At 36.3% G+C, this 24,881-nt stretch carries 24 protein-coding genes, 1 riboswitch and 1 other annotated feature; of the genes, 14 read left to right on the top strand and 10 right to left on the bottom strand.

Going from position 1 to position 24,881, the window contains the following annotated elements; genetic code table 11:
* Nucleotides 1-168: 168 nt before the first annotated feature.
* The 3 genes from ACN6MX_RS15235 (at nt 169) to ACN6MX_RS15225 (ending at nt 2,825) form a co-directional block, all read left to right on the top strand.
* Nucleotides 169-1,152 (top strand): GNAT family N-acetyltransferase, encoded by a 984-nt coding sequence (locus tag ACN6MX_RS15235; protein ID WP_419959689.1) that lies wholly within the window; start codon nt 169-171, stop codon nt 1,150-1,152.
* A gap of 188 nt (nt 1,153-1,340) precedes the next feature.
* Nucleotides 1,341-1,691 (top strand): hypothetical protein, encoded by a 351-nt coding sequence (locus ACN6MX_RS15230; protein WP_419959688.1) that lies wholly within the window; start codon nt 1,341-1,343, stop codon nt 1,689-1,691.
* 147 nt (nt 1,692-1,838) lie between these two features.
* Nucleotides 1,839-2,825 (top strand): ketoacyl-ACP synthase III, encoded by a 987-nt coding sequence (locus ACN6MX_RS15225; RefSeq protein ID WP_419959687.1) that lies wholly within the window; start codon nt 1,839-1,841, stop codon nt 2,823-2,825.
* A 73-nt stretch (nt 2,826-2,898) separates the two neighbouring features.
* On the opposite strand, the gene ACN6MX_RS15220 is transcribed toward ACN6MX_RS15225, so the two are convergent.
* On the bottom strand, nt 2,899-4,260 hold the full coding sequence (locus ACN6MX_RS15220; protein ID WP_419959686.1) for an aspartate kinase: 1,362 nt from the start codon (nt 4,258-4,260) through the stop codon (nt 2,899-2,901).
* 377 nt (nt 4,261-4,637) lie between these two features.
* Nucleotides 4,638-4,870, top strand: a binding site (T-box leader).
* A 59-nt stretch (nt 4,871-4,929) separates the two neighbouring features.
* Here ACN6MX_RS15220 and serA point away from each other — a divergent pair.
* Nucleotides 4,930-6,516, top strand: coding sequence for a phosphoglycerate dehydrogenase (gene serA, locus ACN6MX_RS15215; RefSeq protein ID WP_419959685.1), 1,587 nt, complete (start codon nt 4,930-4,932; stop codon nt 6,514-6,516).
* 709 nt (nt 6,517-7,225) lie between these two features.
* Here serA and ACN6MX_RS15210 read toward each other — a convergent pair.
* Complete coding sequence (locus ACN6MX_RS15210) at nt 7,226-8,005, bottom strand: HAD family hydrolase (RefSeq protein WP_419959684.1); 780 nt, start codon at nt 8,003-8,005, stop codon at nt 7,226-7,228.
* Between the two features lie 59 nt (nt 8,006-8,064).
* Nucleotides 8,065-8,673: a DUF3298 domain-containing protein gene (locus ACN6MX_RS15205; RefSeq protein WP_419959683.1), complete on the bottom strand. Its 609-nt coding sequence runs from the start codon at nt 8,671-8,673 to the stop codon at nt 8,065-8,067.
* A 54-nt stretch (nt 8,674-8,727) separates the two neighbouring features.
* Between ACN6MX_RS15205 and ACN6MX_RS15200 the strand changes: the two genes are divergently transcribed.
* The 6 genes from ACN6MX_RS15200 (at nt 8,728) to ACN6MX_RS15175 (ending at nt 13,635) form a co-directional block, all read left to right on the top strand.
* Nucleotides 8,728-9,462: an AAA family ATPase gene (locus ACN6MX_RS15200; RefSeq protein ID WP_419959682.1), complete on the top strand. Its 735-nt coding sequence runs from the start codon at nt 8,728-8,730 to the stop codon at nt 9,460-9,462.
* The gene (locus ACN6MX_RS15195; RefSeq protein ID WP_419959681.1) at nt 9,463-10,041 is read left to right on the top strand and encodes a VanZ family protein; all 579 of its coding nucleotides are present in this window, start codon (nt 9,463-9,465) and stop codon (nt 10,039-10,041) included. It begins immediately after the preceding gene.
* 55 nt (nt 10,042-10,096) lie between these two features.
* Complete coding sequence (locus ACN6MX_RS15190) at nt 10,097-10,255, top strand: Fur-regulated basic protein FbpA (RefSeq protein ID WP_419959680.1); 159 nt, start codon at nt 10,097-10,099, stop codon at nt 10,253-10,255.
* 113 nt (nt 10,256-10,368) lie between these two features.
* Nucleotides 10,369-11,520 carry a DEAD/DEAH box helicase gene (locus ACN6MX_RS15185; protein WP_419959679.1) on the top strand — a complete coding sequence of 384 codons (1,152 nt, stop codon included), beginning with the start codon at nt 10,369-10,371 and terminating at the stop codon, nt 11,518-11,520.
* 2 nt (nt 11,521-11,522) lie between these two features.
* Entirely contained in the window at nt 11,523-12,752 is a 1,230-nt protein-coding gene (locus ACN6MX_RS15180) for an aminopeptidase (RefSeq protein WP_419959678.1), read from the top strand.
* Between the two features lie 13 nt (nt 12,753-12,765).
* Nucleotides 12,766-13,635: an SGNH/GDSL hydrolase family protein gene (locus ACN6MX_RS15175; protein ID WP_419959677.1), complete on the top strand. Its 870-nt coding sequence runs from the start codon at nt 12,766-12,768 to the stop codon at nt 13,633-13,635.
* Between the two features lie 339 nt (nt 13,636-13,974).
* Here the strand turns inward: ACN6MX_RS15175 and ACN6MX_RS15170 are convergent, their stop codons facing one another.
* Both ACN6MX_RS15170 and ACN6MX_RS15165 read right to left on the bottom strand, forming a co-directional pair.
* On the bottom strand, nt 13,975-14,307 hold the full coding sequence (locus tag ACN6MX_RS15170) for a DUF4870 domain-containing protein (protein WP_419959676.1): 333 nt from the start codon (nt 14,305-14,307) through the stop codon (nt 13,975-13,977).
* Nucleotides 14,308-14,358: 51 nt separating this feature from the next.
* Nucleotides 14,359-15,423 (bottom strand): M20 family metallopeptidase, encoded by a 1,065-nt coding sequence (locus ACN6MX_RS15165; RefSeq protein ID WP_419959675.1) that lies wholly within the window; start codon nt 15,421-15,423, stop codon nt 14,359-14,361.
* A 104-nt stretch (nt 15,424-15,527) separates the two neighbouring features.
* A riboswitch (TPP riboswitch) is annotated at nt 15,528-15,619 on the top strand.
* A 63-nt stretch (nt 15,620-15,682) separates the two neighbouring features.
* Between ACN6MX_RS15165 and thiT the strand changes: the two genes are divergently transcribed.
* Together thiT and map are read left to right on the top strand one after the other, a co-directional pair.
* Nucleotides 15,683-16,264 carry an energy-coupled thiamine transporter ThiT gene (gene thiT / locus ACN6MX_RS15160; RefSeq protein WP_419959674.1) on the top strand — a complete coding sequence of 194 codons (582 nt, stop codon included), beginning with the start codon at nt 15,683-15,685 and terminating at the stop codon, nt 16,262-16,264.
* A gap of 47 nt (nt 16,265-16,311) precedes the next feature.
* Nucleotides 16,312-17,061, top strand: coding sequence for a type I methionyl aminopeptidase (gene map / locus ACN6MX_RS15155; protein WP_419959673.1), 750 nt, complete (start codon nt 16,312-16,314; stop codon nt 17,059-17,061).
* A 401-nt stretch (nt 17,062-17,462) separates the two neighbouring features.
* Here map and ACN6MX_RS15150 read toward each other — a convergent pair whose 3' ends face one another.
* A complete protein-coding gene (locus ACN6MX_RS15150; RefSeq protein ID WP_419959672.1) occupies nt 17,463-18,203 on the bottom strand; it encodes a tryptophan-rich sensory protein in 741 nt (246 codons plus the stop codon).
* 156 nt (nt 18,204-18,359) lie between these two features.
* Between ACN6MX_RS15150 and ACN6MX_RS15145 the strand changes: the two genes are divergently transcribed.
* Together ACN6MX_RS15145 and ACN6MX_RS15140 are read left to right on the top strand one after the other, a co-directional pair.
* A complete protein-coding gene (locus ACN6MX_RS15145; protein WP_419959671.1) occupies nt 18,360-20,162 on the top strand; it encodes a M3 family oligoendopeptidase in 1,803 nt (600 codons plus the stop codon).
* A gap of 6 nt (nt 20,163-20,168) precedes the next feature.
* Nucleotides 20,169-20,714 (top strand): GNAT family N-acetyltransferase, encoded by a 546-nt coding sequence (locus ACN6MX_RS15140; protein ID WP_419959670.1) that lies wholly within the window; start codon nt 20,169-20,171, stop codon nt 20,712-20,714.
* A 619-nt stretch (nt 20,715-21,333) separates the two neighbouring features.
* Here ACN6MX_RS15140 and ACN6MX_RS15135 read toward each other — a convergent pair.
* The 4 genes from ACN6MX_RS15135 to ACN6MX_RS15120 all read right to left on the bottom strand — a co-directional run bounded on the left by ACN6MX_RS15135 (nt 21,334) and on the right by ACN6MX_RS15120 (nt 24,779).
* Nucleotides 21,334-21,903 carry a beta-class carbonic anhydrase gene (locus tag ACN6MX_RS15135; protein ID WP_419959669.1) on the bottom strand — a complete coding sequence of 190 codons (570 nt, stop codon included), beginning with the start codon at nt 21,901-21,903 and terminating at the stop codon, nt 21,334-21,336.
* 156 nt (nt 21,904-22,059) lie between these two features.
* A complete protein-coding gene (mreBH, locus tag ACN6MX_RS15130; protein WP_419959668.1) occupies nt 22,060-23,067 on the bottom strand; it encodes a rod-share determining protein MreBH in 1,008 nt (335 codons plus the stop codon).
* Nucleotides 23,068-23,323: 256 nt separating this feature from the next.
* A complete protein-coding gene (locus ACN6MX_RS15125) occupies nt 23,324-23,458 on the bottom strand; it encodes a hypothetical protein (protein ID WP_419959667.1) in 135 nt (44 codons plus the stop codon).
* Between the two features lie 88 nt (nt 23,459-23,546).
* Nucleotides 23,547-24,779, bottom strand: coding sequence for an aminopeptidase (locus ACN6MX_RS15120; protein WP_419959666.1), 1,233 nt, complete (start codon nt 24,777-24,779; stop codon nt 23,547-23,549).
* Nucleotides 24,780-24,881: the final 102 nt, after the last annotated feature.

The raw sequence follows: 24,881 nt of genomic DNA, 5'->3' as shown, positions 1-24,881 counted from the left end.
ATTATCAAAAACACATATAGCAGAATGCCAATATCTAAAAACTATGTCGTACCAAATGTTAACTATAGAATTATCTCATACAATAAAATAAATGTCAAACATAGTCAAATATTAAAAGCTAAAATGATATACTAATTTAATGGAATAATGAGTAAGGTGGGGGTAAAAATGGAACAGTGGGATATTTTAAATGAGTTCAGAGAAAGCACAGGAAAGACATGGGTAAGAGGAGATGAAATGAGTGAAGGGGACTTTCATCAAGTAGTTCATATTTGGATTATGAATGAAAAAGGCCAGTTTTTAATCCAACAGCGTCAGCCATGGAAAATAGGCTGGCCTAATATGTGGGACTGCGCTGCCGCAGGATCTGTTTTAATAGGAGAAACTAGTGAAATGGGTGCTATTCGTGAAACAAAAGAAGAAATGGGCATTGAGTTACAAATGGAACATGCGGAGATAATATTTACCGTAAAGTTTTCTCGTGGTTTTGATGACCATTGGCTAGTAAAGCAAAGTATAAATGTGGAACAATTGAATCTGCAATACGAAGAGGTAGCAAATGCGAGATGGGCAACGGTAGATGAAATACTCGAGCTTGTCGAAAGTGGAGATTTCATCCCTTATCATATTTTGGAACCGCTTTTTGAGATTAGCAAATCATCTATTTCTTTAAGGAAGGCTAGTTTATCAGATGCTGAGGAATTATTTGCGATGCAAAAAAAGGTTTTTCAACCTATTTATGAAAAATATCAGGATCATGATACGAGTCCAGTTTTCCAATCGTTTGAAAGATTTACAGAACGTCTGCAAATAGGGGACTACTTTAAAATCTATGAACATGGTTTGTTGATAGGAAGTGTCCATGTGTATCCGAAGTCTTCTGGCATTATGCGATTACATATGATCAATATTTTGCAACAGTTTCAGGGGAAAGGAATTGCGCAAAAGGTTATGAGACGTCTAGAAAGCATGTATCCACAAGCGCAAAGCTGGGAGCTAGATACGATTAATCAAGAGCAAAGAAATTGTTATTTATACGAGAAGATTGGCTATGTGAAAACAGGCGATGAATGGAAGGTAAATGAACAGATGACACTTGTTCACTATACAAAGTTAATTGGGTTCAACCATTTGAAACCAATTTCAACATGAAAAACTAAAAGTGGTTAAGTAATATTTTATAGATATTAACAATATTTGTTATATGTCGATACTTATAGAGGGGGATTTTTTTAGTCGTATATATCTATAATAGAGAGAAAATTTTAAGGAGATATCCCTATTAAATGAAAAGACTAAATGAAAGTCCTTACAGATGTAATAAGGAAGTGTTTTATATTATGGCAGAAGGTACTTACACAATGAAAGTAAATCTTGACGATAAAACGGTTGATATGACGGTGAGTGGAACTTTTACTCCTGAAAAAGCCAAACAATTTATCGATGATTATCAGCTTAAGCTAGCATCGATTAATGCAAGTGAATTCATCTTGGAATTTGATTGTAGGGATCTGGATGTAGTAACAAAAGAAATGATACCAGATCTTGAAAATTGTTTAGCACTTTATAAATCTTCTGGATTTAAGAAAGTAGAAGTAGGTATTAAGAAAAGTGCTATAATCTCCATGCAATTAAAACGCTTGGCGAATAATGTAGGGCTAACAACGTTTGAAGTAATTCAAAAATATTAATACGGCAAAAAGGTAGGGAGCTATTATTAGGTCCTGCCTTTTTTATTTGATATTTACATAGCGAAGCTCTTAAAATTGATGCAATAAAATAATGATATGTAATTTGATATAATACTAAAATTTTTTCTAGAGAGGTTTATTACAGCTATGACTAACATAAGAATTAAAGCAGTGGATGTTTACCATGCGAAAAAGCAAGTAAACAATGACGTTTACCTTGAACACTTTAAAAAACAAGGAAAAGATATTACAAATTTCTTGAATATTATGGGGAGAAAAAAGCGTTATGTCATTGATAATCTTGAAGAAAATACTATTACGATGGCGATTGAAGCAACAAATCGAGTGTTGAAAAAAGCGGGATTAGAAGGCAAGGATATGGATATGATTGTATTTTCTACTCAAGTACCTGAAGTGACTGTTCCAACTAATGCTATGTTCATTCATAATGCTATTCAAGCAAAAAAAGGGACAGTTATTTTTGATATGAATGCTAATTGCGCTGGTATGACGATTGCAGTAGAACAGGCGTCACGATATATGAAATCCAATCCACATGTTAATACCGCACTTGTGGTAGGTTCTGATTATCTTTCCTTAGTGGCTGATCCAAAGGATGCAATGACTTATGCTAACTTTGGAGATGCTTCTGCTGCAATTATTTTAGAAAAGACTGCGACAGATACAGGATTTATCGACGCGATGTTTGAAGTAGACTCAAGTAACCGAAATAATATCCTATATCCACAAAAGGGATTATCCCAAACGATTAAAGCTGGTGAAAGTGCGGAATTCATGCAATGGCTACCATTTGACGGAACGATGTCACTGCCATATACGTATGAAATGTTTGAATCCATTTTAGAAAGGAATCAGCTTAATATTGATGATGTAGATATGTTCTGCTTATCTCAATTTGCCAAAGTTAATATGGATGAAATACAAAACCATTTTGATATACCTGAAGAAAAGATCATTTATGTAGGCGACGAGTATGGATATACTGGTACAAGCAGTCCTTTTATCGCCTTTTATGAAGGAATCGAATCTGGTAAGATAAAGCGCGGAGATTTAATATTATTTTGGACAATCGGTGGCGGTCACGAGTTTATTACTATGTTATTTAGATATTAAAGGAAAATGTCAGAGCCATTGAGTAAATATAAAATCAGGCTATCTCTATTTAAGAGGTAGCCTATTTTTATTATTAAACTGTTACGGCAGAGAAAAATTCACTATACAGTGCGCGCAGTATTTTGTTCTCACTACTTTCATGTACTCCAAATGCAAGACTGACCTCTGATGATCCTTGGTTAATCATTTCAATATTTGAACCAGTATTTGCTATGGCCGATGCAGCACGAGCTGCAAGTCCAGTACTATTATTCATACCTTCACCTACAATAACAATCATCGAAAAATGATGACGGAAATGTGCGTCATCTGCGTTTAGTTCGTTCAAAACACGATTCATAATGCGTACTTCTTTCTCTGCATCCAGTTGATGGCTACGCATGATAACGGAAATGTCGTCTAATCCCGATGGTGTGTGTTCATATGAAATATGCTCTTCCTCTAAAATTTGAAGCAGCTTACGACCAAATCCGATTTCTCGGTTCATCAAATATTTACTTACATATAAAATAGAAAATCCATTATCAGCAGAAATTCCAGTTACGGGACGTTTGTTTGCTTTACGTTTAGCAACTATCATTGTGCCAGGTGCTGATGGATTATTTGTATTTTTAATACATACTGGAATACCACTTTTATACACAGGCATTAATGCTTCATCATGAAAAACAGAGAAACCTGCATAGGAAAGCTCACGCATTTCTCGGTATGTTATTTCTTCTATTTCCGCAGGATGATTCACTACTTTCGGATTAGCGCAAAATACAGAATCGACATCTGTAAAGTTTTCATATAAATCCGCTTTGACTGCAGCAGCTAGTATAGAACCAGTGATGTCTGACCCCCCACGATCAAATGTGCGAAGAACCCCGTTTGGTGTATATCCAAAAAAGCCCGGGAACACAACGACGCCAGAAAGGTTGTTTAACGCTTGCAGATTGTCGTATGCCTGTGGGAGTGCTTGTGCTCGTTCTGGAAAATCATTTACGACTAATCCAGCAGTCTTTGGATTCACATATTGAGAGTCAAGACCAATACTTGTGAAATAAGTAGAGATTAGTTTTGCGTTGTTATCTTCTCCGCTTGCTTTAATATTGTCTATAAATAATTCAAGAACGCTTTGGTCTTCATTGATACGTGTTCTTAGGTCTTCTTCAATGACGTCACAAATGGTCTCGTCTAGTTCTAGCCCCTGTGCAATTTCCTTATAACGATCCACTACTTGGCGGAGTTTTTCTTCCACTTCTTCATTATGTATTGCGGCAATTGCCAATTCGATTAGTAAGTCTGTTACTTTTTTATCGGCATCGAAGCGTTTACCCGGTGCAGACACAACAACGAATTTTCGAGATGGATCTGCCTGAACAATTGCAGCCACTTTTTTAATTTGGATTGCGCTTGCTACAGAGGTTCCGCCAAATTTACTTACTTTCATTTAATCAAATCCTTATTTTTTATTATAGTTGTATTTACTAGAAAAACAAATGGTTTTATACAGTGTACAAATTATATTGTGAGAGGTCAATAACTTTGGGGCTATTTCTATAATTTTTTTTCTTTAAAGCGAACCTTTAAAAAGTATATGTTATAAAGGTTCGTATTTAGATCGAATAATTGTAGGTAAGTATTTATTATTTGTTTTTTAATCCATAAAAAACTAATTAATTAAATTTAAAATATTTTTAGAAAAGTATAAATCGCATTAAATCAACGTTTTTTGAAAGGGAATTTTAATGGTAGCGTTTTCAAATTTTCTAACTATATTGACAATTTATTTGATGGTGCGTATGATAGGTTTAATTCAATAAAGCGTGAACAATTTTGACGGAGATAGGCTTTACATATTGAAATCTAAAGAGAGCTGATGGTTGGTGTAAATCAGTGGTTTCGTTTGTGGGGTAGCACTCTAGAATTGGTGGACTAAAAACAGAGGATTTAGGTTCATCCGTGAATGCGCGTTAAGCATACTAATCGAGATCTGCAAGATGATTGCAGTAAAATTTGGGTGGTACCGCGTGAGTTATTATAAGCTCTTCGCCCCTTACATGAGTGTAGGGAGTGAAGGGCTTTTTTGTGTTTTCAAAAATAAGGAGGAAAAAATTACATGACATTCAATATTCTGATCAGTGATCCACTAAGTGAAGATGGTATTTTCCCATTAAGAGAAGCAGAAGGATTTAATATCGTTGTTGATACCGCGCTAACTCCAGAACAACTTGGCGAAAAAATTGGAGAGTTTGATGCATTATTAGTTCGTAGCCAAACACAGGTTACTCGTGAAATTATTGAAAAAGGGACTAATTTAAAAATTATTGGTCGTGCTGGAGTGGGAGTCGACAACATCGATTTAACTGCTGCAACCGAACGCGGGATCATTGTTGTTAATGCTCCAGACGGAAATACAAACTCAGCAGCAGAACATTCTATTGCTATGCTTATGTCTCTTGCCCGCAATATCCCACAAGCCTTCCATTCTTTGAAAAATAAAAAATGGGATCGCAAAACATTTATTGGTGTAGAAGTGAAGAACAAAACGTTAGGAGTCCTAGGCTTCGGTAGAATTGGACAAGAGGTTGCTTTTCGTGCAAAAGGCCAACGTATGAATGTCATTGCATATGATCCTTTCTTAACAGCGGAAAAAGCGGAAAAGTTAGGAGTTCAATTTGGTTCGGTAGAGGATGTTATCAAAGCCGCAGATTTTATAACTGTGCATACACCTCTATTAAAAGAAACTCGTCATTTGATTAATAAAGAAGCTTTTGAAAAAATGAAAGACGGCGTTCAAATTATTAACTGTGCTCGTGGAGGAATTATCGATGAAGATGCATTGTACGATGCGATCATGTCAGGTAAAGTTGCAGGAGCTGCACTGGATGTATTTGAGGAAGAGCCATTTGTAGAGCATAAATTATTAACGCTGCCACAGGTTATTGCAACACCTCATTTAGGTGCTAGTACAATAGAGGCACAAGAGATTGTAGCAATCGATGTATCCTATGACGTAGTGAGCTTCCTACAAAATGGAACAGTGAAAAATCCGGTTAACCTTTCTTCTGTTCCAAAGGATGTCCTTGCTAAAATTGAGCCATTCTTTAATCTAGCGGAACAATTAGGCTCATTTCTAAGCGATCTTACAGAAGGAGTTCCAGAAGAAGTTAATATTACTTATTCTGGAGATTTAGCAAACTTTGATACACGTCCATTATCCCGTAATGCTATAAAAGGTCTTCTAAAAAGCAAACTAGGTGAATCAGTTAATGATGTAAATGCAAAATTCCTAGCAGATCGTTTAGGTATAACAGTCAATGAGTTAAAAACTTCAAAATCAAAAGGATTTACTAGTTTAATAACCGTTGAAATGAAAACTGCAGCTGGAACAAGAAAAGTTGCGGGTACATTGTTAAATGGACTAGGTGGTCGTATCGTGCGTGTAGATGACTTCATCGTTGACGTTGTTCCATCTGGTTACTTATTGTTTATTCGTCATAAAGACCAACCGGGAGCTATTGGACGCGTAGGAACATTACTTGCTTCCGAAGGTATCAATATCGCAGCTATGCAAGTAGGTCGTTCCGAAGTAGGCGGAGATGCCATCATGATGCTTTCCATTGATAAGCATGTCGAAGAGTCTGGTATTGAACAGCTTAAAGCACTAGAAGACATCTTTGATGCAACACCGATTGATCTATAATAAAAAAAGGTGGATTCACGACAAGTAAATGTTGTGAATCCATCTACCCAGGTATTATGAAGAATAAGATCTATACAATGATACTACTGATTTCCGTTTCAGGTGGGACGCTTTCCGTGGGGTGAGCGATGAGCTATCACCGTCGCTTACGCGTCGGTTGTGATATCTCATCTGTCTCACTCATCCCACTGGAGTCGCCACCTTTCACTACAATCAATTAAATGAGTAGTACTCCACTATAAGTTAGAGCATAGCTTATCGCATAGAAGTTAATAGTAGTCAAAGTTAATGTAGGGAAAAAACGTCTGTTTAATTAGGGTTACTATTCTGTTAAGAAGGTTGATGAAAGTAGATTTTCTTAAATTAAATGGAAATAATGAAAAATAGTAAGTAGTTACTAAATAAGGAAGCGAAATAGCGAACGAAATTGCATCTTCGTGAGCTTGCTCTATCAATAGGAAAGTATCTTATCTCTAGTTATCCAAAAACGCACTAACCTGTTTTTAAGCGTTGTAGGAGGGAGATGGATAGACAAATGCCATAAGATTACCGAAAAAAAAGGGGGTATTGGTTGTGACGAACGTCACAACCAATACCCCCTAAAAATTCACTCGGTAATCATATAGTAAAACGTCTGTCCAACGCACTTCGAAAACGATAGAAACAGGTTTTTATACTTAAAGGCTGCGACATTTTTTACCCGTTTTTTTTATGCAAGCAGCGTCAATAGCTCTCGTAAGTTTTCAATTGTAAATGTAGGCTTTACTTCGTCACTTACCGGTTTTTCCTCACGGTTGATCCATACAGATTGCATGCCAACCCTCGACGAGCCTAATATATCAGTCATTAGATTGTCACCAACCATCAATACTTCATCTGCCGTCAATCCGACAATTTCTAGTGCGTGTTCAAAAATGGTTGGATCGGGCTTCCCTTTTCCGAATGCTCCAGAAATAAGTATATGATCAAAATATGGAGCGATCTCGGGTGTGATTGCCAACTTAATGTTTTGAAGACTTGGGGAACCGTTTGTCATTAGTAATAATGTATACTTTTCTTTTAATTGATCTAATACTTCATATGTTTCTTCATATACAAAAGGGCTTTCTTTTCGCATCTTCGGGAAATATTCTGCTAGCGCTTTGCCTAATTGTTCATTATCAATCCCTAGCTTCTCTAACCCCTTCGTCCATACTAGTCGTTGATACTCTGGTATGATGGCTTTCATTTTTTGAAAGTCTTCAGAAGGGTCGTCAAATGTTCCCCATAGTCCTTCGAAAGGGTTAATACCGATCATTTGTGTGAATGGACGTGTCTCATATGTATCGTACAATGCACTTGCTTCTGCACGTACGGATTGTTCTAATGCAAGTGGATCAACATTAACCTGTCTCGCTGCGTATTCACATGTTTTGTGAAATGCAACGGATACGCTTTTATTGTCCCATAGTAAAGTATCATCTAAGTCAAAGAAAATTGCTTTTTTCATTCCCTGAAACCTCCAGCACTTATTTAGTTATACTTTATCGTACTAAAGAAGTAATGTCACTAGAATGGTAGCATTTTTTCTAGTATTCCACCTTCCCGAATAATACCTTCTAAATCTTTGATGGAAATTGGGAAATAAGGGAAGCCGTACGCATAAGGAGTCAATTCATACAATTGGAAGTAAATGACAAGCGAGTGGTCTGCGATGTAAAAATCTTGATCAGTGCGTATTTGTGTAAAATCTTCTATTAGAGGCGCATCCCACTCGACCATTTTTTTGTTAATCATCTCAGAGAGAGTTTTTACATAATTACTATCCTGCTTAAACAGTTCACTTAGTACATACTGTTTACCTGTCTTTACATCGAAAGTGAGTGATCTTGTGATGGTATGTCCGTGTGCGCCTCCTGCAAATGAATAGACAGTCAAGCTTAAGCTTAGAACTCCGCGCTCATTAGTTTTGATCTCATAGGTACCGACCATTTCTACTAAAAGCTCATTGTAAAATCCTTGAACGATTAAAAGTTGATTGAGTACATGAATTATATCTGCATTTATCTTTTTTTCTACTGCGGGATGATGTAAGTTAGTAACAAGAGGATAATAAACATTAATGTTTGGTGAACTTTTCCTAATATATTTCGTTTCTATACGAACAGGTAGATTCAAGGAAGACAACCTTTCTTAAGTAATAATAAATAGTATGAGTGGGAGAGGAATCATATGTTTTTAAATAGAGTGACCCTTTCAAAAGAGACTCAAGTGGAAAGTCGGTATCCGTTCACAATTCCAGCTATTAGCAACTTTAAAGAGCTTGAGTTAACTTCGCCTGTAACTTTTTTTGTAGGAGAGAATGGTACAGGGAAATCCACACTTTTAGAGGGAATTGCAGATAAATGTGAATTTAATACAGCAGGTGGAAGCCGGAATAATTTATATGATGTAGATGCTGCAGAAAGTGCTCTGGGGAAATATCTTAGGCTTTCCTGGATGCCAAAAGTAACGAGTGGTTTCTTTTTACGAGCAGAATCCTATTATCAATTTGCGTCTCATATTGACCAACTGGAAAGGGACAATCCTAACCGAGGTGTACTAGATAGCTACGGTGGAAAATCGCTTCATGAACAATCACATGGAGAGTCTTTTCTCTCCTTATTTTTAAATCGCTTTAATGGACAAGCAATTTATCTATTAGATGAACCGGAAGCAGCGTTATCACCACAGAGACAATTGGCATTTTTACGTATCATGCATGATTTGATCAAGGAACAGAATTGCCAATTTATCATTGCAACACATTCTCCCATTATTTTAGGGTATCCAGAAGCGACAATCCTAAGCTTTGATGATGGAGAGATTGAGGAAATAGAATATGAGATGACTGGACATTATCAAATTACGAAATACTTTTTAGATCATCGGGAAAAATTTTTAGAAGAGCTATTTGAAGGTGAGTAGATGTATGTAATCATAAATTATTTAGATGATATGTTATTTTTTATAGGTATCACGCTTCCGTTGATTGTCATTTGGCGATTATTTCGTTGGAAGAAGAGAGGATTCCAGCTAAAAGAAATTTTACATGAGCTTGGGATTTTAATCTTTTTTTCCGTGCTTGTAGGCATATTTTCGCAAACGATTATACCAAAAGCAGGAAATGTACCTGCCTATACCACTGGCGTTAATTTGGAATTATTTCGTGTTGTAGAAGAAACGTATAATTCAATTGTATATCTAGGATTTTGGCAGCCATTTTATATTAACTTCCTTGGTAATATTATTCTTTTTATGCCTATTGGTTTTCTGTTACCACTTCTTTTCAAAAGGATGGAGTTTTTTATTTTTCCTGTATTTGCAGGATTATGTATATCTTTATTTATAGAAATTATGCAGCTTCCTCAAAGTAGGAGCAGTGATGTCGATGACTTATGGTTAAATACGCTCGGTGCTTTTCTTGGCTATCTATGCTATACCTTTATTCGCAAAGCTTTTCCATCGTTTACAGCTGCTTTCAAAAGAAAAAAAGTAAGTTTATGAAACATAATAATGGGTAAATATAGGTTAGTAATAATATTGCAAGGAGATAGTAAAAATGATGAAGATTAAAGAATCAAAAACCGAGCAAAAACGTGATGATATTATTGAAGAGTTCGTTAACAAGGGTGTATATAAAATTGATGGAAGACAATTATATGAGTTAAACTTTTATGAATTAATGAAGGAATATATAACTGAAGATGAAAGTAGATAAGTGCCTTTTCTATAGGGCACTTTTTTTTGAATAAACTTCTATTAACTATAAATAATAGTCGATATAGAAAATATGGTACACTTGACTCAAATACAGATAAGGTGGAAACAAACTTGACTTTTATAACTAATTTAAATGAAACATTACAAAAAAAATGGGAGGACGCAAATTTTGCTTCTCCAATGCCAATACAATCCAAATTAATCCCACATATGTTGGATGGTTCTGACGTTGTTGCAGAATCTCCGACAGGAACAGGAAAAACACTTGCTTATGTGCTTCCAATCCTGCAGATAGTTGATCCAACCAAGAAACAAATACAGGCTATGGTAATCATTCCTTCTCAAGAGCTTGGTATGCAGATTGTGGAGGTATTCCGTGAATGGGTGAAAGATACAAACATCTCGGTTGCCCAATTGATCGGTGGAGCAAATATTAACAGACAGATTGATGTCCTTAAAAAGAAGCCGACAATTGTCGTTGGAACTCCAGGTAGATTACAAGAACTAGTGAAAACTAAAAAACTAAAAATGCATGAGATAAACATCGTTGTTCTAGACGAAGGAGATCAACTCCTGAGCAGAGAGCATCGTACAACTGTGAAAAGTCTAGTCGATGCAACTGTGGAAAGCCAGCTAATTGTAACTTCTGCAACAATTACAGAAGAAATAGAATTAGTTGCGGAACGTATGATGAAGGATCCTGTACGTATTCAAGTATCTGCAGAAGATGTTCCTTCGCAAGGTGAAGTTGTACACAGTTTCGTGAAGACAGAACCTCGTGATAAAACCGAATTACTACGTAAAATCTCTTATTTAAAAGGTATGCGTGGCCTTGCGTTCGTAAATAGTCTAGATCAGCTATTAATGAAGGATGCAAAGCTTGCATACAGAGATGCACCGATCGTTTCGCTTCATTCGGAAATGAAAAAAGACGAACGGAAGAAAGCATTGGATGATTTTAAAAGTGGTAAAGTGAGTTTATTGATTGCTACAGATGTGGCAGCAAGAGGATTAGATATTTCAGGACTAACACATGTTATCCATGTAGATGTGCCACATTCAATCGAACAGTATTTACATCGATCGGGACGTACTGGACGTGCTGGGGCAGATGGAGAAGTAATGACATTATTAACTTATTCAGATGAAAAAACCTATAAAAAATGGACAAAAGAGCTTCCTAAAAAGCCAGTTCAAAAAGTATGGTATCGCGGCGAATTAATCGAAGGATCTTCCAAAACTATTAGTCAAAAGGGGAAATAATGATGGATTTTCAACAAAAACTTGAAGAATATGCAGAATTAGTAGTAAAGGTTGGCCTGAATATACAGCCAAACCAACAACTTCTTATAAATACGACGACGGACACAATTGATTTTACCCGATTAATAGTGAAAAAGGCGTATGAAGCGGGAGCAAAGCGAGTAGACGTCAACTACACGGATGAAGTAAATGCACGAGCATTTTATGATTTTGCTCCAGATGAAGCCTTTCATGAATTCCCGAAATGGGCTGCTATGCAGCGTGACGAGTTAATCGAAAACAAAGGGGCACTATTATGGATTGATGCAGATAATCCCGACTTATTAGAAGGCGTTTCGATTGATCGTATTTCAAGCTTTCAAAAGGCAAGTGGCAAAGCATTAGAGAACTATCGTAAAGCAGTGATGAATGATGTTATTACATGGTCAATTGTAGCAATGCCATCAGAAAAATGGGCTGCTAAAGTATTTCCGAACCTTAAACCGGGGGAACAAATGGAGGCACTTTGGGATTTAATATTCCAAGTTGTGCGTATAGGTGAAGGTACGGCAGTTCAAAAATGGAAAGAGCATATTGATAACCTTGAAGGTAGAGCTACCCTATTAAATAATAAGCGCTTCAAAAAGCTACATTATAAATCTACAGGGACAGATATTAAAGTCGAGCTTCCTAAAGAACATATTTGGATGTCAGGAGCAAGTAAAAATAGTCAACACGTTCCGTTCATAGCGAATATGCCAACAGAAGAAGTCTATACTGCACCACTCAAAACGGGTGTAAATGGATATGTGAAGAATACAAAGCCATTTGTCTATCAAGGAAATGTAATAGATGATTTTACTTTAACCTTTGAAAATGGCAAGATTACTGCTATTAAAGCTACGACGGGTGAGAAACTATTGCAAGAGTTAATTGGAACAGATGAAGGAGCAAAATATTTAGGTGAAATTGCTCTAGTGCCACATGAGTCACCTATTTCTGCTTCGAATGTATTATTCTTTAATACGTTATTTGATGAAAATGCCTCTAACCATTTTGCTATTGGAGAAGCTTATCCTACATGTGTAGAGGGTGCTCGTGGCTTAACTCATAGTGAATTAGAGGAAATAGGTATTAACACATCTATTGTTCATGAAGACTTTATGATTGGTAGCGGAGATATGGATATTATGGGTGAGCTAGAAGATGGAACAATCGAGCCAATATTTATAAAAGGTACTTGGGCTTTTTAAGGAGTTGATAAGCTTGAATAAATGGCTTTGCACTTTAATCATTCTATTTGTATCATTTGGATCTATCACAGTAGAAGCCAAGGGATCAGAAGTATATATTGCGCTCGGCGATTCCTTGGCGGCCGGTCAAACACCGAATCGTGCAATAGATACTGGCTACACAGATTTAATTGCACAGAAGCTAACTAAAACAGGACAGCTTGCTTTTTATTCGAAAGCGTTGGCATTTCCGGGTTATACATCTGCGGATGTGCTTACAAAGGTTCAAACGGATGAAGCAAAGGAAATGTTGAAGAATGCCACGTTGGTGACAATATCTGCGGGTGCAAACGATTTACTTCAAATGGTACAAGTGAATCCAACAAGTGGTTCTATTGCCTATCAACAAATACCAGCAAATTTTGCTTTAAACAATGTCCGAAAAAATATAGTGCAGATTATTAAAGAAGTACAGGCAACCGCACCAAAAGCAAAAATTTATGTAATGGGTTATTATTTTGCCTATCCTCATGCGAGAGCATCTCAAAAGGAAGGTATAAAGAAAGAGTTAGACCGATTGCATACTATTTTAAAGACGCAGTCGGAGGTTAATGGGGCGACCTATGTATCTGTGGAGGAAACGTTCGGTGTAAACGCTACAACATTATTACCAAATCCTGCAGATGTGCATCCAACGATGGAAGGATATCGTGTTATGGCAAATGCATTCTTTTCGCAATACAACAACCGATTAGTAGTTTCGCAAAACGAATTGCCAGTGCCTAACCCGCTTACTTTTGAGCGAATTCTGAATGACACAAAAGAAAAAAAGAAATCTCCTGTGTCAAGATCAGAAGGAATGGACAAATACTATTCATTAACACAATTGAAGCCATTAATATAGCATGGACTTTGGCAATATGAATGCTTAGTTGCGCATAAGCATTTGGAAGTTGCTCAAATGAGGTAAGATGTTGCGAATATGGTGATGAATGTTGCGCAAAGCTGTTGAAACATTGCGCAAAGCACGAGTGCACACACTATTATAAAAAAGCTGTCCCCGAATCAGGAGGACAGCTTCTTAGCGTGTGGTTTTTTTAGATTTTACTACCTTACGTATAATTGGATAAACAATTGGTGCCCATTTAATTGCTGTTTTGACTAAGTTTTTTACTTTCATTGTAATCGCTCCTTGGCTTTCGATATTAATAGTTATGTTCCCTCGATAGCCTAAGCGTAAACCCTAACGCAAAACTTTAATGCCTTGAACGATATTCCAAACCATTACAATTACATACACAAGCATATAAATAGCGATAAGTATTAGTGGTCCAGCAGCCATCCATAACGAAGGTTGTTCATTAAATCCCGACGTAATAGGAAGAAAGCTTGTAAAAACGCTAATGAATAAAATTATTAACAAAATAACAGGTATGATATGAGAAATTAATGATTTTTTTGCATGATATTTAACTTCAGAATTCTGCGATATAAAATAAAGGATAATAGGCAATAAAAAGGGTGCAAACAATATACTAAAATAGGAAAGTGCCGATAAAATTTTAGGATTATCCAATCCACTCAACCCCCTTTCCTTCCATTTTTACGGAATACTAGTCTATATCTTTCATTTTTTAACTAAGGAAACTAAAATATTTTTGAAAGTTTCCGTTGAGGAAATAGATACATATTCTTTTTCACCATGCCAATCTCCTCCACTTGGACCAAACTCAATGGCGCCTGCTCCAGTTTCTGCGTAAAAGCGAGCATCTGCAGCACCATGCTGCCCAAATAGTACTGCAGGTTTTCCGATAAACTGAGAAGTGACATGAGCAATGCGCTCGATATATGGATTGATAGCTTCCGTTGTTACTGCAGGAGCAGTCGTTTGAATCGTTAGTTCACTATTGGGATATTTCTCTACCAACTTTTTAAGTTCTATGATAATACTTTGCAGATCCTGTCCAGGAACGAAACGAAGATCATAGCTTACTATGCACTCGTCGGGCACAACATTATAACGTTCGCCTGCTTGTATTTTTGCCAAGTTTAAGGAAGGATAATCATAGAACTCATTACTTGCAGTTAAAAAAGAAAGTGTGCGGAGCTGTTGGTCAAAGAGAAAAGCTTGCTCAATAGCATTTTTTCCTTCCCAGGGACGGCTTCCATGGCTAGACTTTCCTTTTATAATCACGTCAAACTGGATAATTCCTTTTGCCTGTAAACCAATTTTTAGATGGGTAGGCTCACCGCAAATTACAAAGTCCCCAGTATATCCTTGATCTACTAAAAATTTTGATGTCTCCCCGTCGGTTTCCTCATCCGTTACAATATGCAATTGAATTTTTTTAGTAAGATTTTCAGGTTCTTTAGATAACTCATAAAAAGCTTGCATCATCGCAGCAACGCCTGCTTTCATATCAGCTGTTCCGCGACCATATAAAAAATCTCCTTCTATAAATGGTTCAAACTGCCACGGATTTCCTGGGACAACATCTACATGACCATTCCAAATCATACATTCTTCACCGTCTCCAATTACTGCCACTAGCATCAGTTTCTCCTTATGTTTTAAGACTGTAGTGGCAATCCCTCGATCTTCTAGCCAGCTCTCACAGAACAATAAAGCACTGTTTGCACCTTCGATTGAGTCACTTTTTATACGTACCAAATCTGTTAATAAAGCAATCATGTATATATCCCCTTTTACATATAGTTTTTACAAGTATAACAAATGAACAAAAGAAGGTTGCATTAGTTATTTTATTGGGCTACAATGAATTCGAACTAAATAATTCAAACCACAAGGGGCGCCGGTGATTCGGCTGAGATAGTACCCTTCGAACCTGTAAGTTAATGCTTGCGTAGGGATGTGGATGGAAACTGACAATCGCGCGATGTCTGGGTCTATCCCAGGGGTCGTTTTTTTGTGGTCAAAAAAGGGGATTGTCATGAAAAATCAACGAGTATTAATATTAATGGAAATCGCTATTTTTGCAGCGTTAGGATATGTTTTAGATATGATTGGCTTTGGGATGCCGCAGGGTGGATCCGTAACATTTGTTCTTGTACCTGTTATTTTAATGGCCTTTCGTCGTGGGGTTGTTGCAGGACTTGCTACGGGCTTTTTAATAGGCGTATTACAAGTAGTGACAGGCCGTTTTTATGCAGCGCCATTATCATTTGAAATAGTTATTGCACAGGTAGCAATCGATTATTTCATCGCCTTTATGGTTGCAGGGTTCGCGGGCTTTTTAAGACCAGCGTTTATCCAAGCATTTGAACAAAAGGACAAAGCGAAAATGATTAGGGCAGTTGTGATTGGTGCATTTATTGCAGGCTTTCTTCGCTATTTAGCACATGTGACGTCAGGTATTCTATTTTTTGGTGAATTTGCTGGTGATCAAAACGTCATTTTGTATTCCTTAATCTATAATTCTACTTATATGATCCCTGTATTTTTAATAGCTGCTTTCATTTGTTCGATTTTATTTGTTAAAGCTCCGCGCCTAGCACTGCCGAATTCTCACTAAATATGATATGATTAGAATACATTTAGTGAAGAAGGGATCTTGTTAAGATGATTGTACAAACTGACGAAGAGTTAGTAGCGTTAAAAAAAATTGGGCGTATTGTTGCAGAAATTCGAGACGTGATGAAAGATGCAACTAAACCTGGAATTACAACAAAAGAACTGGATGAAATCGGTGGAAAGCTATTCAAAGAAAATGGTGCAATTTCTGGACCAATGGGTGAATACGATTTTCCAGGATATACTTGTATTAGTGTTAATGAGGAAGTAGCTCATGGAATGCCGGGCTCTAGAGTTATTAATGACGGCGACATCGTGAATATAGATGTTTCCGGATCACTTGATGGTTACTTTGCAGATACTGGGATTTCTTTTGTTGTTGGTGAAGGATATGAAGAAAAAGAAAAACTATGTGCTGTAGCAGAGAGTGCATTTAATCGTGCGATGCTAAAAGTGAAGGCTGGTTCTCGTTTAAATCAAATCGGAAAAGCCGTAGCTAGAGAAGCGAAAGATAATGACTTACATGTTATTATGAACCTAACTGGACATGGTATTGGGAAATCGTTACACGAAGCTCCTCAGCATGTATTGAATTATTATGATGCATGGGATCAGACCATATTAAAAGAAGGAATGGTTTTAGCGGTAGAACCGTTTATTTCTGAAAAAGCAGAGCATATTGTGGAATCTGGTGATGGTTGGACATTTGTAACTCCTGATAAATCGTTAGTTGCACAGATCGAGCATACAATCGTAGTGACAAAAGGTGCTCCAATTTTATTAACTAAATTAGACTAATACAAAACGCCTTCGAATTTTACTCTTTCGAAGGCGTTTTTTTGAAAAATTAAGAAGTATATAAAAATGTTCATTGTACACTTGAGTTCATGATACTTTAGAGGATGAATCCAGTTAATGTAGGGATAAATGATTGGTAATCGCTGATTGCATCTTTGAGAGCTTTCTCTATGAATTAGAAAGTATCTTATCTCTAGTTATCTAAAAATGCACTAACCTGTTTCTAATAGTTGTAGGAGGGTGACGAACAGGCAACCGCCATAAGATATAAGATTATCGAAAAAAAGTGAGTATTGGTTGTGACAATCGTCACAACCAATACTCACTAAAAATTCACTCGGTAATCTATAGCGAAATGTCTGTCCAAAGCCCTTTGAAAACGATAGAAACAGGTTTTGAACTTAGAGGACTGGACTTTTTTTTGCCCGGTTTTTCTTAAGGAATATTATCCCTACTATCAAGACACAGCTTAAAAAAAGAGAGGCTGCAGTTAGAAGTAGTTGGTCAATATTGTGATGAATTGCTACTCCGATGAAAGTCCAGATAAAAACGATCGACATAAGACGGTCGAAATAATGATAACGAAAATGTAGAGCTATGGCTGTTGCTATGGTTAAGAAAATAACTCCCCAAAGTGATTTTGTCATACCAAATCCATCAAATTCATAAAACGTTAGAAGATAAGATAGATTTATGAAGAAACTGATAAATGTCCAGCCTAAAAGTAAGGAAATTGGAAATCGATTTTTTCGATTTATATCATCTAAAGGATAGGTTAAATACAATTTAAACAAGCAGCTTAGTAAGATAGTGAGAATACCAAAAGCGTATCCAAACAGTTCGTAATGCCAACTGAATATACACAAAATATATAACACAGAGGATGCTCCATATAATAGAACTCGTTTCTTAGGTATAGGAAGAGAAGATTTGTAATCCTTCATAATATTCCAAATCCACCAAGCTAATAAGATGAAAATAACAATCCATATATAAAATACATAATTTGCTGGAGTAAAAAAGACAGGAAGTCTATTGAATATTTCACCACTAGTTTGACCATTTATGGGAAGTAGAATAGATAGTAATTTTACGATTACAGTAGATATGAAAAATAACATTAAAAGGATTATTTTAAACATTCAGCTGCCTCCTTCTATTTAATAAGTATACCTTTCATATATGGGAACAACAAATGAGATTATGAATGTTGTGTGACGAAAATCGAACAATCTGCAATAGAAAAACATGATATACTAGAATTCTAAAATAATTGTCAATATAGGAGGAATATTTAGATGATTGAACAAACTTATCCGGTTGTCTGGAATCTTGATCGCTTTTTTGAAGGGGGCAGTAACTCACCATCTTTAAGAAGCCATTTGGACGGAGTAAAAGAAAAGCTAAGTAAATTTGAGACTAGTCTAAAGAGCTTTACATCCCCAACATCCAATGCTGATGTGTCAAAAATTGAACAAACGATTAATGAGCTAAAAGATATAGCAACTAATCTATCAGAGGGTGGAGCAGTAATAGGTTGCTTTTTGGCACAGGATACGACGGATAAGCAGGCTGCATTATTAGAAGGAGAGGTTGGTTCGTTATATGCAAGATTATCTTCTCAAATGCTAATCATCCAACAAGTATTAAGTAAAACGGAGGAAAAAGTGTGGGAGGACCTGCTTCAAACAGCTGAGCTTTCTCCATTTGCATTTGTGTTAAATGAATGGAGAGATGAAGCAAAGAGAATGCTTTCTGAAAAAGAGGAAGACATGATTACGACACTTGGTGTAGATGGCTATCATTCATGGGGCCAGCTTTATGATCTACTAGTTGGTGACATTCGCATTAAACTTACGATAGATGGCGAACAAAAAGAAATGTCAGTTGGTCAAGTTAATAATCTTAGTTCCCACGAGGATGCAACAATCCGTAAAGAGTCATTTGAAGCTTTGGAAACCGCTTGGACAGATAAAGAGGAGTTCTTTGCTAAAACGCTAAATCATCTAGCAGGGTTTCGTCTGGCTGTTTATGAAAAAAGAGGATGGAATTCCGTTTTAGAAGAGCCTCTTCAAATAAATCGTATGAAAGAAGAAACACTAAATGCAATGTGGGGGGCTATTTCGAAAAATAAGGCTCCTTTCGTAGAATATTTAAACAAGAAATCGGCAATGCTAGGCGAAAACAAAATGCATTGGTATGACTTAGAAGCACCCGTTAGTACTTCTACTGAAAAAATGGATTATCAACAAGGTGCGGAATTTATCTTAAAGCATTTTAAAGAATTTGGTCCAAAATTAGAATCATTTTCGAGAAATGCATTTGAAAAGGGTTGGATTGAAGCAGAGGATCGTCCAAACAAACGTCCAGGAGGATTTTGTACAGGTATGCCTGTATCAGAGGAATCACGTATTTTCATGACGTATAGTGGAACAATGTCCAATGTTTCTACATTAGCTCATGAATTAGGTCATGCCTTCCATTCATATGCTTTAAGACCAGTACATTGGATGAATCGTCAATATGCAATGGGTGTTGCTGAAACTGCATCTACATTTGCTGAAATGATTGTTGCAGACGCAGCTGTAAAGGAAGCAAAAACTGATGATGAAAAAATTGCTTTACTTGAAGATAAAATCCAACGTAGTGTAGCATTTTTCATGAATATCCACGCTAGATTTTTATTCGAAACAAGATTTTATGAGGAACGTAAAAACGGGATCGTATCTGCAACTCGTTTAAATGATTTAATGGAAGCAGCTCAACAGGAAGCTTATGGTGATGCATTAGACACAACACATCCACACTTTTGGGCATCTAAACTGCATTTCTATATAACGGGAGTGCCATTTTATAATTTCCCATATACATTCGGTTACTTATTCTCTTTAAGTATTTATGCTAAAGCTATAAGCGAAGGCGCAAACTTTGAAGAGAAGTATATTGCTTTATTGCAAGACACGGCAGTTATGTCGGTAGAAGACTTAGCTATGAAGCATTTAAATGAAGATATTACTCAGGAAGCATTTTGGATAAAAGGGATTGACCTTTGCATTCAAGATGTGAACGAGTTTATACAATTAACTAACGCAAAAGGGTGAAGGTGTTTGATTTATCTAGAAGGAGATACATGTTATTTACGAACCTTGAATATAAAGGATGCACCAGCCCTAGCGGATCTGACTTATCGCAATAAGGTGTACTGGTCCGTATATGAACCACTACATCGAGATGATTATTATACGACTTCTGTTCAACGGGAGAAAATTCGAGAATCTCTCATGCTATCAAAAGAAAAAAGAGAGTATAGCTTCGGTATTTTCGAACATCAGACAGAAAGAATGATTGGTAGTGTATCGCTATACAGTATTAAAAGAATGCCTTTTTCAAGTGGGCTTATTGGTTATTCTATGGATGAATTTTATATTGGAAAAGGAATTGCTTCTGAAGCGGTGCACCTAGTAAAAATATTTGGATTTGAGCATGTCCAATTAAATCGTATCGAAGCATATGTATCTCCGCAAAATAATGGCTCTATCAAAGTTTTAGAAAAAAATGGTTTCATGCAAGAAGGCCTACTAAGAAAGTTGCTCTATATCAATGGTAAATGGCAAGATCATTTTATATACGCATCTTTAACTGACGAACATTGAACTTTAAACTAAAAAACCGCGTATTCATGGATAATGAATACGCGGTTTTTAAAAATCTTCCAAATTCGCCACCTTTCCCTGCAATCAATCAGTGTAGTACTCGACTGTAGGATTTAGCCAAGGTTATCGCTATGAAATTAGAATAAATTTTAGTTAATGTAGGATGAAAGCTTTCTGAAATTGCTGTTGAATTCGGGTTGCTATTATTTAATGATGGATGTAGAAAGTAGATTTTCTTTTATACTAGTGGAAGTTTAAAGAAACTGTAGGTGTTCACCAAATAAAGAATCAAATTAGCGAACGAAATTGTATCTTCGAGAGCTCCTGCTAGGAGTAAAATCGTATCTTTTCTCTAGTTCCAAAAAACACTAACCTGTTTCTGATAGTTGCAGAAGCGTGACGGACAGACAACCGCCATATGATTGCCAAAAAAAGTGAGTATTGGTTGTGATAATCGTCACAACCAATACTCACTAAAAAATTACACGGTAATAATATAGCAAAACGTCTGTCCCAAGCCCTTCGAAAACGATAGAAACAGGTTTTGAGCTTAAAGGACCGGGCTTATTTTTTGCACGATTTACCTTATATTACTCATGTCGATTTCCCGGGAAATAGTTTATTTCTTGTCGATGTTCCCATCAGTCACCAAATCGAGACGACCAGTTTCTGGATCAATAATTAGACCGTGAACCGGAATTGTTGGAAGCATAAGAGGGTGATTTCGAATCATTTCAACACTATGTAAAACACTGCTTTCAACATTCGAAAAACCTTCTAACCATTTCTCTAAATTCACTCCAGAATTGTCTAAGATATCTAATACTTCTGGATTTACGCCACGTTTAATCATCTTCTCCATAATTTTGTCTGGTTGAATAGCACTCATTCCACAATCATGATGACCAATCACATATATCTCATCGGCCTGTAGCTCATAAACAGCTACCATAAGACTTCGCATAATTCCACCAAAGGGATGATTGATGATTGCTCCAGCACTTTTAACAATTTTTACATCACCATTTTTAAAATTCATGGATTTTGGGAGCATTTCTGTTAATCTTGTATCCATACAAGTTAAGATAACAATTCGTTTATTTGGAAATTTCGTCGTTAAAAATGGTTCGTATAGTTTGTTTTCTACAAATTCATTATTGTATTTTAAAATCTCTTGCAAGCTTGGCATCGTATTCCCCCTTTATGTTGTAATTATATTTTATAGGAAATGCAAAAAAATTGCTTTATTTAATACTTGATAGTATCCAAATAAAGCAATTTTTACTCGAAAGAGATTTTACTATAAAATAATAAAGTAGTAAAACCCACTGATTGAAGGTTTACTTTATCTCGCTATTTTTTGTTTTCTTTCTGATATAAAAAAGGATTTTCCTGTCCCAATCGCCACAGATTGTAACGGCTCTGGAGCAATATGAACCGGGACTTCGATGACCTGAGTTAACCATTCGGAAATGTCTTTTAATAATGCCCCGCCACCTGTTAATATTACCCCGTGGTCGACTATATCTCCTGCAAGCTCAGGAGGGCAAGTTTCTAGTGTAGCTCGGATTGCCTCTAAAATAGTTTCCAATGATTCCGTAAGAACACCCTGAATCTGAGTAGAAGATAAATGAATAATCTTAGGTAATCCACTTACTACATCTCGTCCAGTAATCTGCATTTGTTCTACTGCATGAGGAACTAAAGCATGTCCAATAGTCATTTTAATAGTTTCCGCTGTTGGTTCACCAATAATGACATTATACTCTTTTCGAACAAAGTGAATAATTGCTTCATCCATACGATCTCCAGCGGCTTTAACTGTATTAGATGCAACTACTCCACCAAAAGAAATAATACCAACTTCTGTAGTACCTCCACCAATATCCACAATCATACTAGCTACTGGCTCGTCTACCGGAAGACCAGCGCCGATTGCTGCAGCAACGGGCTCTTCCATTAATTGAACTTCCTTTGCTCCACTCTGTCTTACAGCATCTTGAATGGCTCTTCGTTCTACAGAAGTTGCACCAGATGGTGTACATACGATTACTGTCGGTTTTCTTAATGAAGAGCCAAGTTTTTTACCTGCTTTTTGCATAAATAGTTTCAATAATTGCGTTGTAATATCAAAATCGGCAATTACTCCATCTTTTAAAGGACGTATTACCTCAATGGAAGTTGGTGTTTTGCCAATCATTTTTTTTGCTTCTTCCCCGAAAGCTACAATTTCACGCGTTTTAGTGTTCACTGCTACTACTGTAGGTTCATTTATTAACAAGCCTTTGCTTTTTGTATAAACTAATGTATTTGCTGTTCCTAAATCTATTCCAATATGTGAGTTTGAAAACATTTGTCTTCCTCCTATTCCAATCATACTTAGTAAGTATAATAGATAAATAGTAGGTTGCCATTTGTAACATAATGGAAGTTTACATATGTTTCAAGTAATTATAGGTCATTTGAAATAGATTGAGGAGATAAAATGAACGAATAGTAATAGTTTGTCATCTAAATGTAATAGATTTGCGGTTAACTTGAAAAGAAAAAGAGAAGATATAACATATAAAAAAAACAACCGTCAGCTTGCTCGACGGTTGTTTTGTGTTTTATTGGAAAGGTTTTGGATCTATTGTTGATGAATCTTTTGAATTCATGCCTTTTCCGAAGAAATGTAAAATCGCATATCCTACGATTCCCATAATTGCAGCAAAACCAAGTACTGTAACTGTGAATAAAGCCATTCTATAACACCTCACTAGTCTTGTTAAATTCATTATAACGCAAAATGAAAGAATAGTAACTAGAAATATATAGAATTTCAGCTATAAATTAAAATGCCCAGTTTCCATTGCGGAATATTGGCTCTGAAGTTCCATCTTCTTTAATACCATCGATATCCATTTTTTCTGAACCAATCATGAAATCTACATGCGTAATACTTTCGTTTAACCCATTTTCTGCTAGTTCTTCTCGACTCATTTTCTTTCCGCCTTCTAAACAGAAAGCATACGCACTACCGATTGCTAAGTGATTAGAAGCATTTTCGTCAAATAATGTGTTGTAAAATAATAGATTCGAGTTAGAGATTGGTGAGTCATGTGGTACTAATGCTACTTCACCTAAATAATGTGACCCTTCGTCCGTTGCAACTAAGTCTTCTAGCACTTGTTGACCTTGTTCAGCCTCCACTTTTACAATACGTCCATTTTCAAATGTGATAGTGAAGTTATCAATAATATTCCCACCATAGCTTAATGGCTTCGTACTTGCTACATAACCGTTAACGCCAGTTTTTAATGGAACAGAGAATACTTCCTCCGTTGGCATATTAGCCATGAAAGAAAATCCTTTTTCGTTTATGCTACCAGCTCCGCACCACAGATGTCCCTTTGGTAATTCAATCGTTAAATCCGTTCCAGGAGCTGTATAATGAAGTTTTTTATAATTTTTTTCGTTCAGATAATCTACCTTTGTATGTAAAAGATTATCATGTTCAATCCATGCTTGAGTTGGATTTGGTACATCCGCACGAACTGCTTGGAAAATCGCCTCCCATAAGGCAGGTACTTGTTCCTCCTCTGGTAATTTAGGGAATACCTTCTTAGCCCATTCTGTAGATGGAGATGCAATTACTGACCAACTAATCTTATCCGATTGTACATATTGACGATATTTGTTTAATGCTTGACCAGCTGCCTTTTGGAACGCTGAGATTCTAGAAGAATCAATACCTTTTAAAAGGTCAGGGCTTTGGCTAACAACACTAATAAATGCAGCACCACCTTCAGCTAATAATTCTTTTTCTTGCGCTTTCCAAGAAGGGAAGAAATCAAATGAGTCTCCTGGTGCAAGCTCATAACGTAAACGCGTGATTTCATCATCTGTCAAATCGACGAATACTTGTTTAGCTCCAGCTACATACGCTTTTTTCGTGATCAATCGAACTAATTCCACACTATCTGTGGAAGCGGCGATAAATAAATTCTGTCCAGGTTGAATATTAACTCCTACTTCTACAACAAGAGAAGCATAGTTTTCTAATTTTGTATTAAAAGATGTCATATGGATACTCCCTTTCTATTATATCTACATAGTATCAGTTTTGAACATGTATTATCAATATTCAAATAAGTCTATAAGCTAAATTTTGTTCATAATTAGGAA

This window comes from Psychrobacillus sp. BM2, assembly GCF_048572895.1.
Taxonomy (GTDB): Bacteria; Bacillota; Bacilli; order Bacillales_A; family Planococcaceae; genus Psychrobacillus.
This window is presented reverse-complemented; position numbering and strand designations above follow the sequence as displayed.

Bases quoted from the DNA above. Each gene is read 5' to 3' on its own strand.
- ACN6MX_RS15220 (WP_419959686.1), bottom strand. From the start codon at position 4,260: ATGAAAGTAAGTAAATTTGGCGGAACCTCTGTAGCAAGCGCAATCCAA.
- mreBH (WP_419959668.1), bottom strand. From the start codon at position 23,067: ATGTTTTCAAACTCACATATTGGAATAGATTTAGGAACAGCAAATACA.
- ACN6MX_RS15180 (WP_419959678.1), top strand. From the start codon at position 11,523: ATGGATTTTCAACAAAAACTTGAAGAATATGCAGAATTAGTAGTAAAG.
- ACN6MX_RS15225 (WP_419959687.1), top strand. From the start codon at position 1,839: ATGACTAACATAAGAATTAAAGCAGTGGATGTTTACCATGCGAAAAAG.
- ACN6MX_RS15145 (WP_419959671.1), top strand. From the start codon at position 18,360: ATGATTGAACAAACTTATCCGGTTGTCTGGAATCTTGATCGCTTTTTT.
- ACN6MX_RS15195 (WP_419959681.1), top strand. From the start codon at position 9,463: ATGTATGTAATCATAAATTATTTAGATGATATGTTATTTTTTATAGGT.
- serA (WP_419959685.1), top strand. From the start codon at position 4,930: ATGACATTCAATATTCTGATCAGTGATCCACTAAGTGAAGATGGTATT.
- ACN6MX_RS15150 (WP_419959672.1), bottom strand. From the start codon at position 18,203: ATGTTTAAAATAATCCTTTTAATGTTATTTTTCATATCTACTGTAATC.
- map (WP_419959673.1), top strand. From the start codon at position 16,312: ATGATTGTACAAACTGACGAAGAGTTAGTAGCGTTAAAAAAAATTGGG.
- ACN6MX_RS15135 (WP_419959669.1), bottom strand. From the start codon at position 21,903: ATGCCAAGCTTGCAAGAGATTTTAAAATACAATAATGAATTTGTAGAA.
- ACN6MX_RS15200 (WP_419959682.1), top strand. From the start codon at position 8,728: ATGTTTTTAAATAGAGTGACCCTTTCAAAAGAGACTCAAGTGGAAAGT.
- ACN6MX_RS15190 (WP_419959680.1), top strand. From the start codon at position 10,097: ATGATGAAGATTAAAGAATCAAAAACCGAGCAAAAACGTGATGATATT.
- ACN6MX_RS15125 (WP_419959667.1), bottom strand. From the start codon at position 23,458: ATGGCTTTATTCACAGTTACAGTACTTGGTTTTGCTGCAATTATGGGA.
- ACN6MX_RS15235 (WP_419959689.1), top strand. From the start codon at position 169: ATGGAACAGTGGGATATTTTAAATGAGTTCAGAGAAAGCACAGGAAAG.
- ACN6MX_RS15165 (WP_419959675.1), bottom strand. From the start codon at position 15,423: ATGATTGCTTTATTAACAGATTTGGTACGTATAAAAAGTGACTCAATC.
- ACN6MX_RS15210 (WP_419959684.1), bottom strand. From the start codon at position 8,005: ATGAAAAAAGCAATTTTCTTTGACTTAGATGATACTTTACTATGGGAC.
- ACN6MX_RS15230 (WP_419959688.1), top strand. From the start codon at position 1,341: ATGGCAGAAGGTACTTACACAATGAAAGTAAATCTTGACGATAAAACG.
- thiT (WP_419959674.1), top strand. From the start codon at position 15,683: ATGAAAAATCAACGAGTATTAATATTAATGGAAATCGCTATTTTTGCA.
- ACN6MX_RS15120 (WP_419959666.1), bottom strand. From the start codon at position 24,779: ATGACATCTTTTAATACAAAATTAGAAAACTATGCTTCTCTTGTTGTA.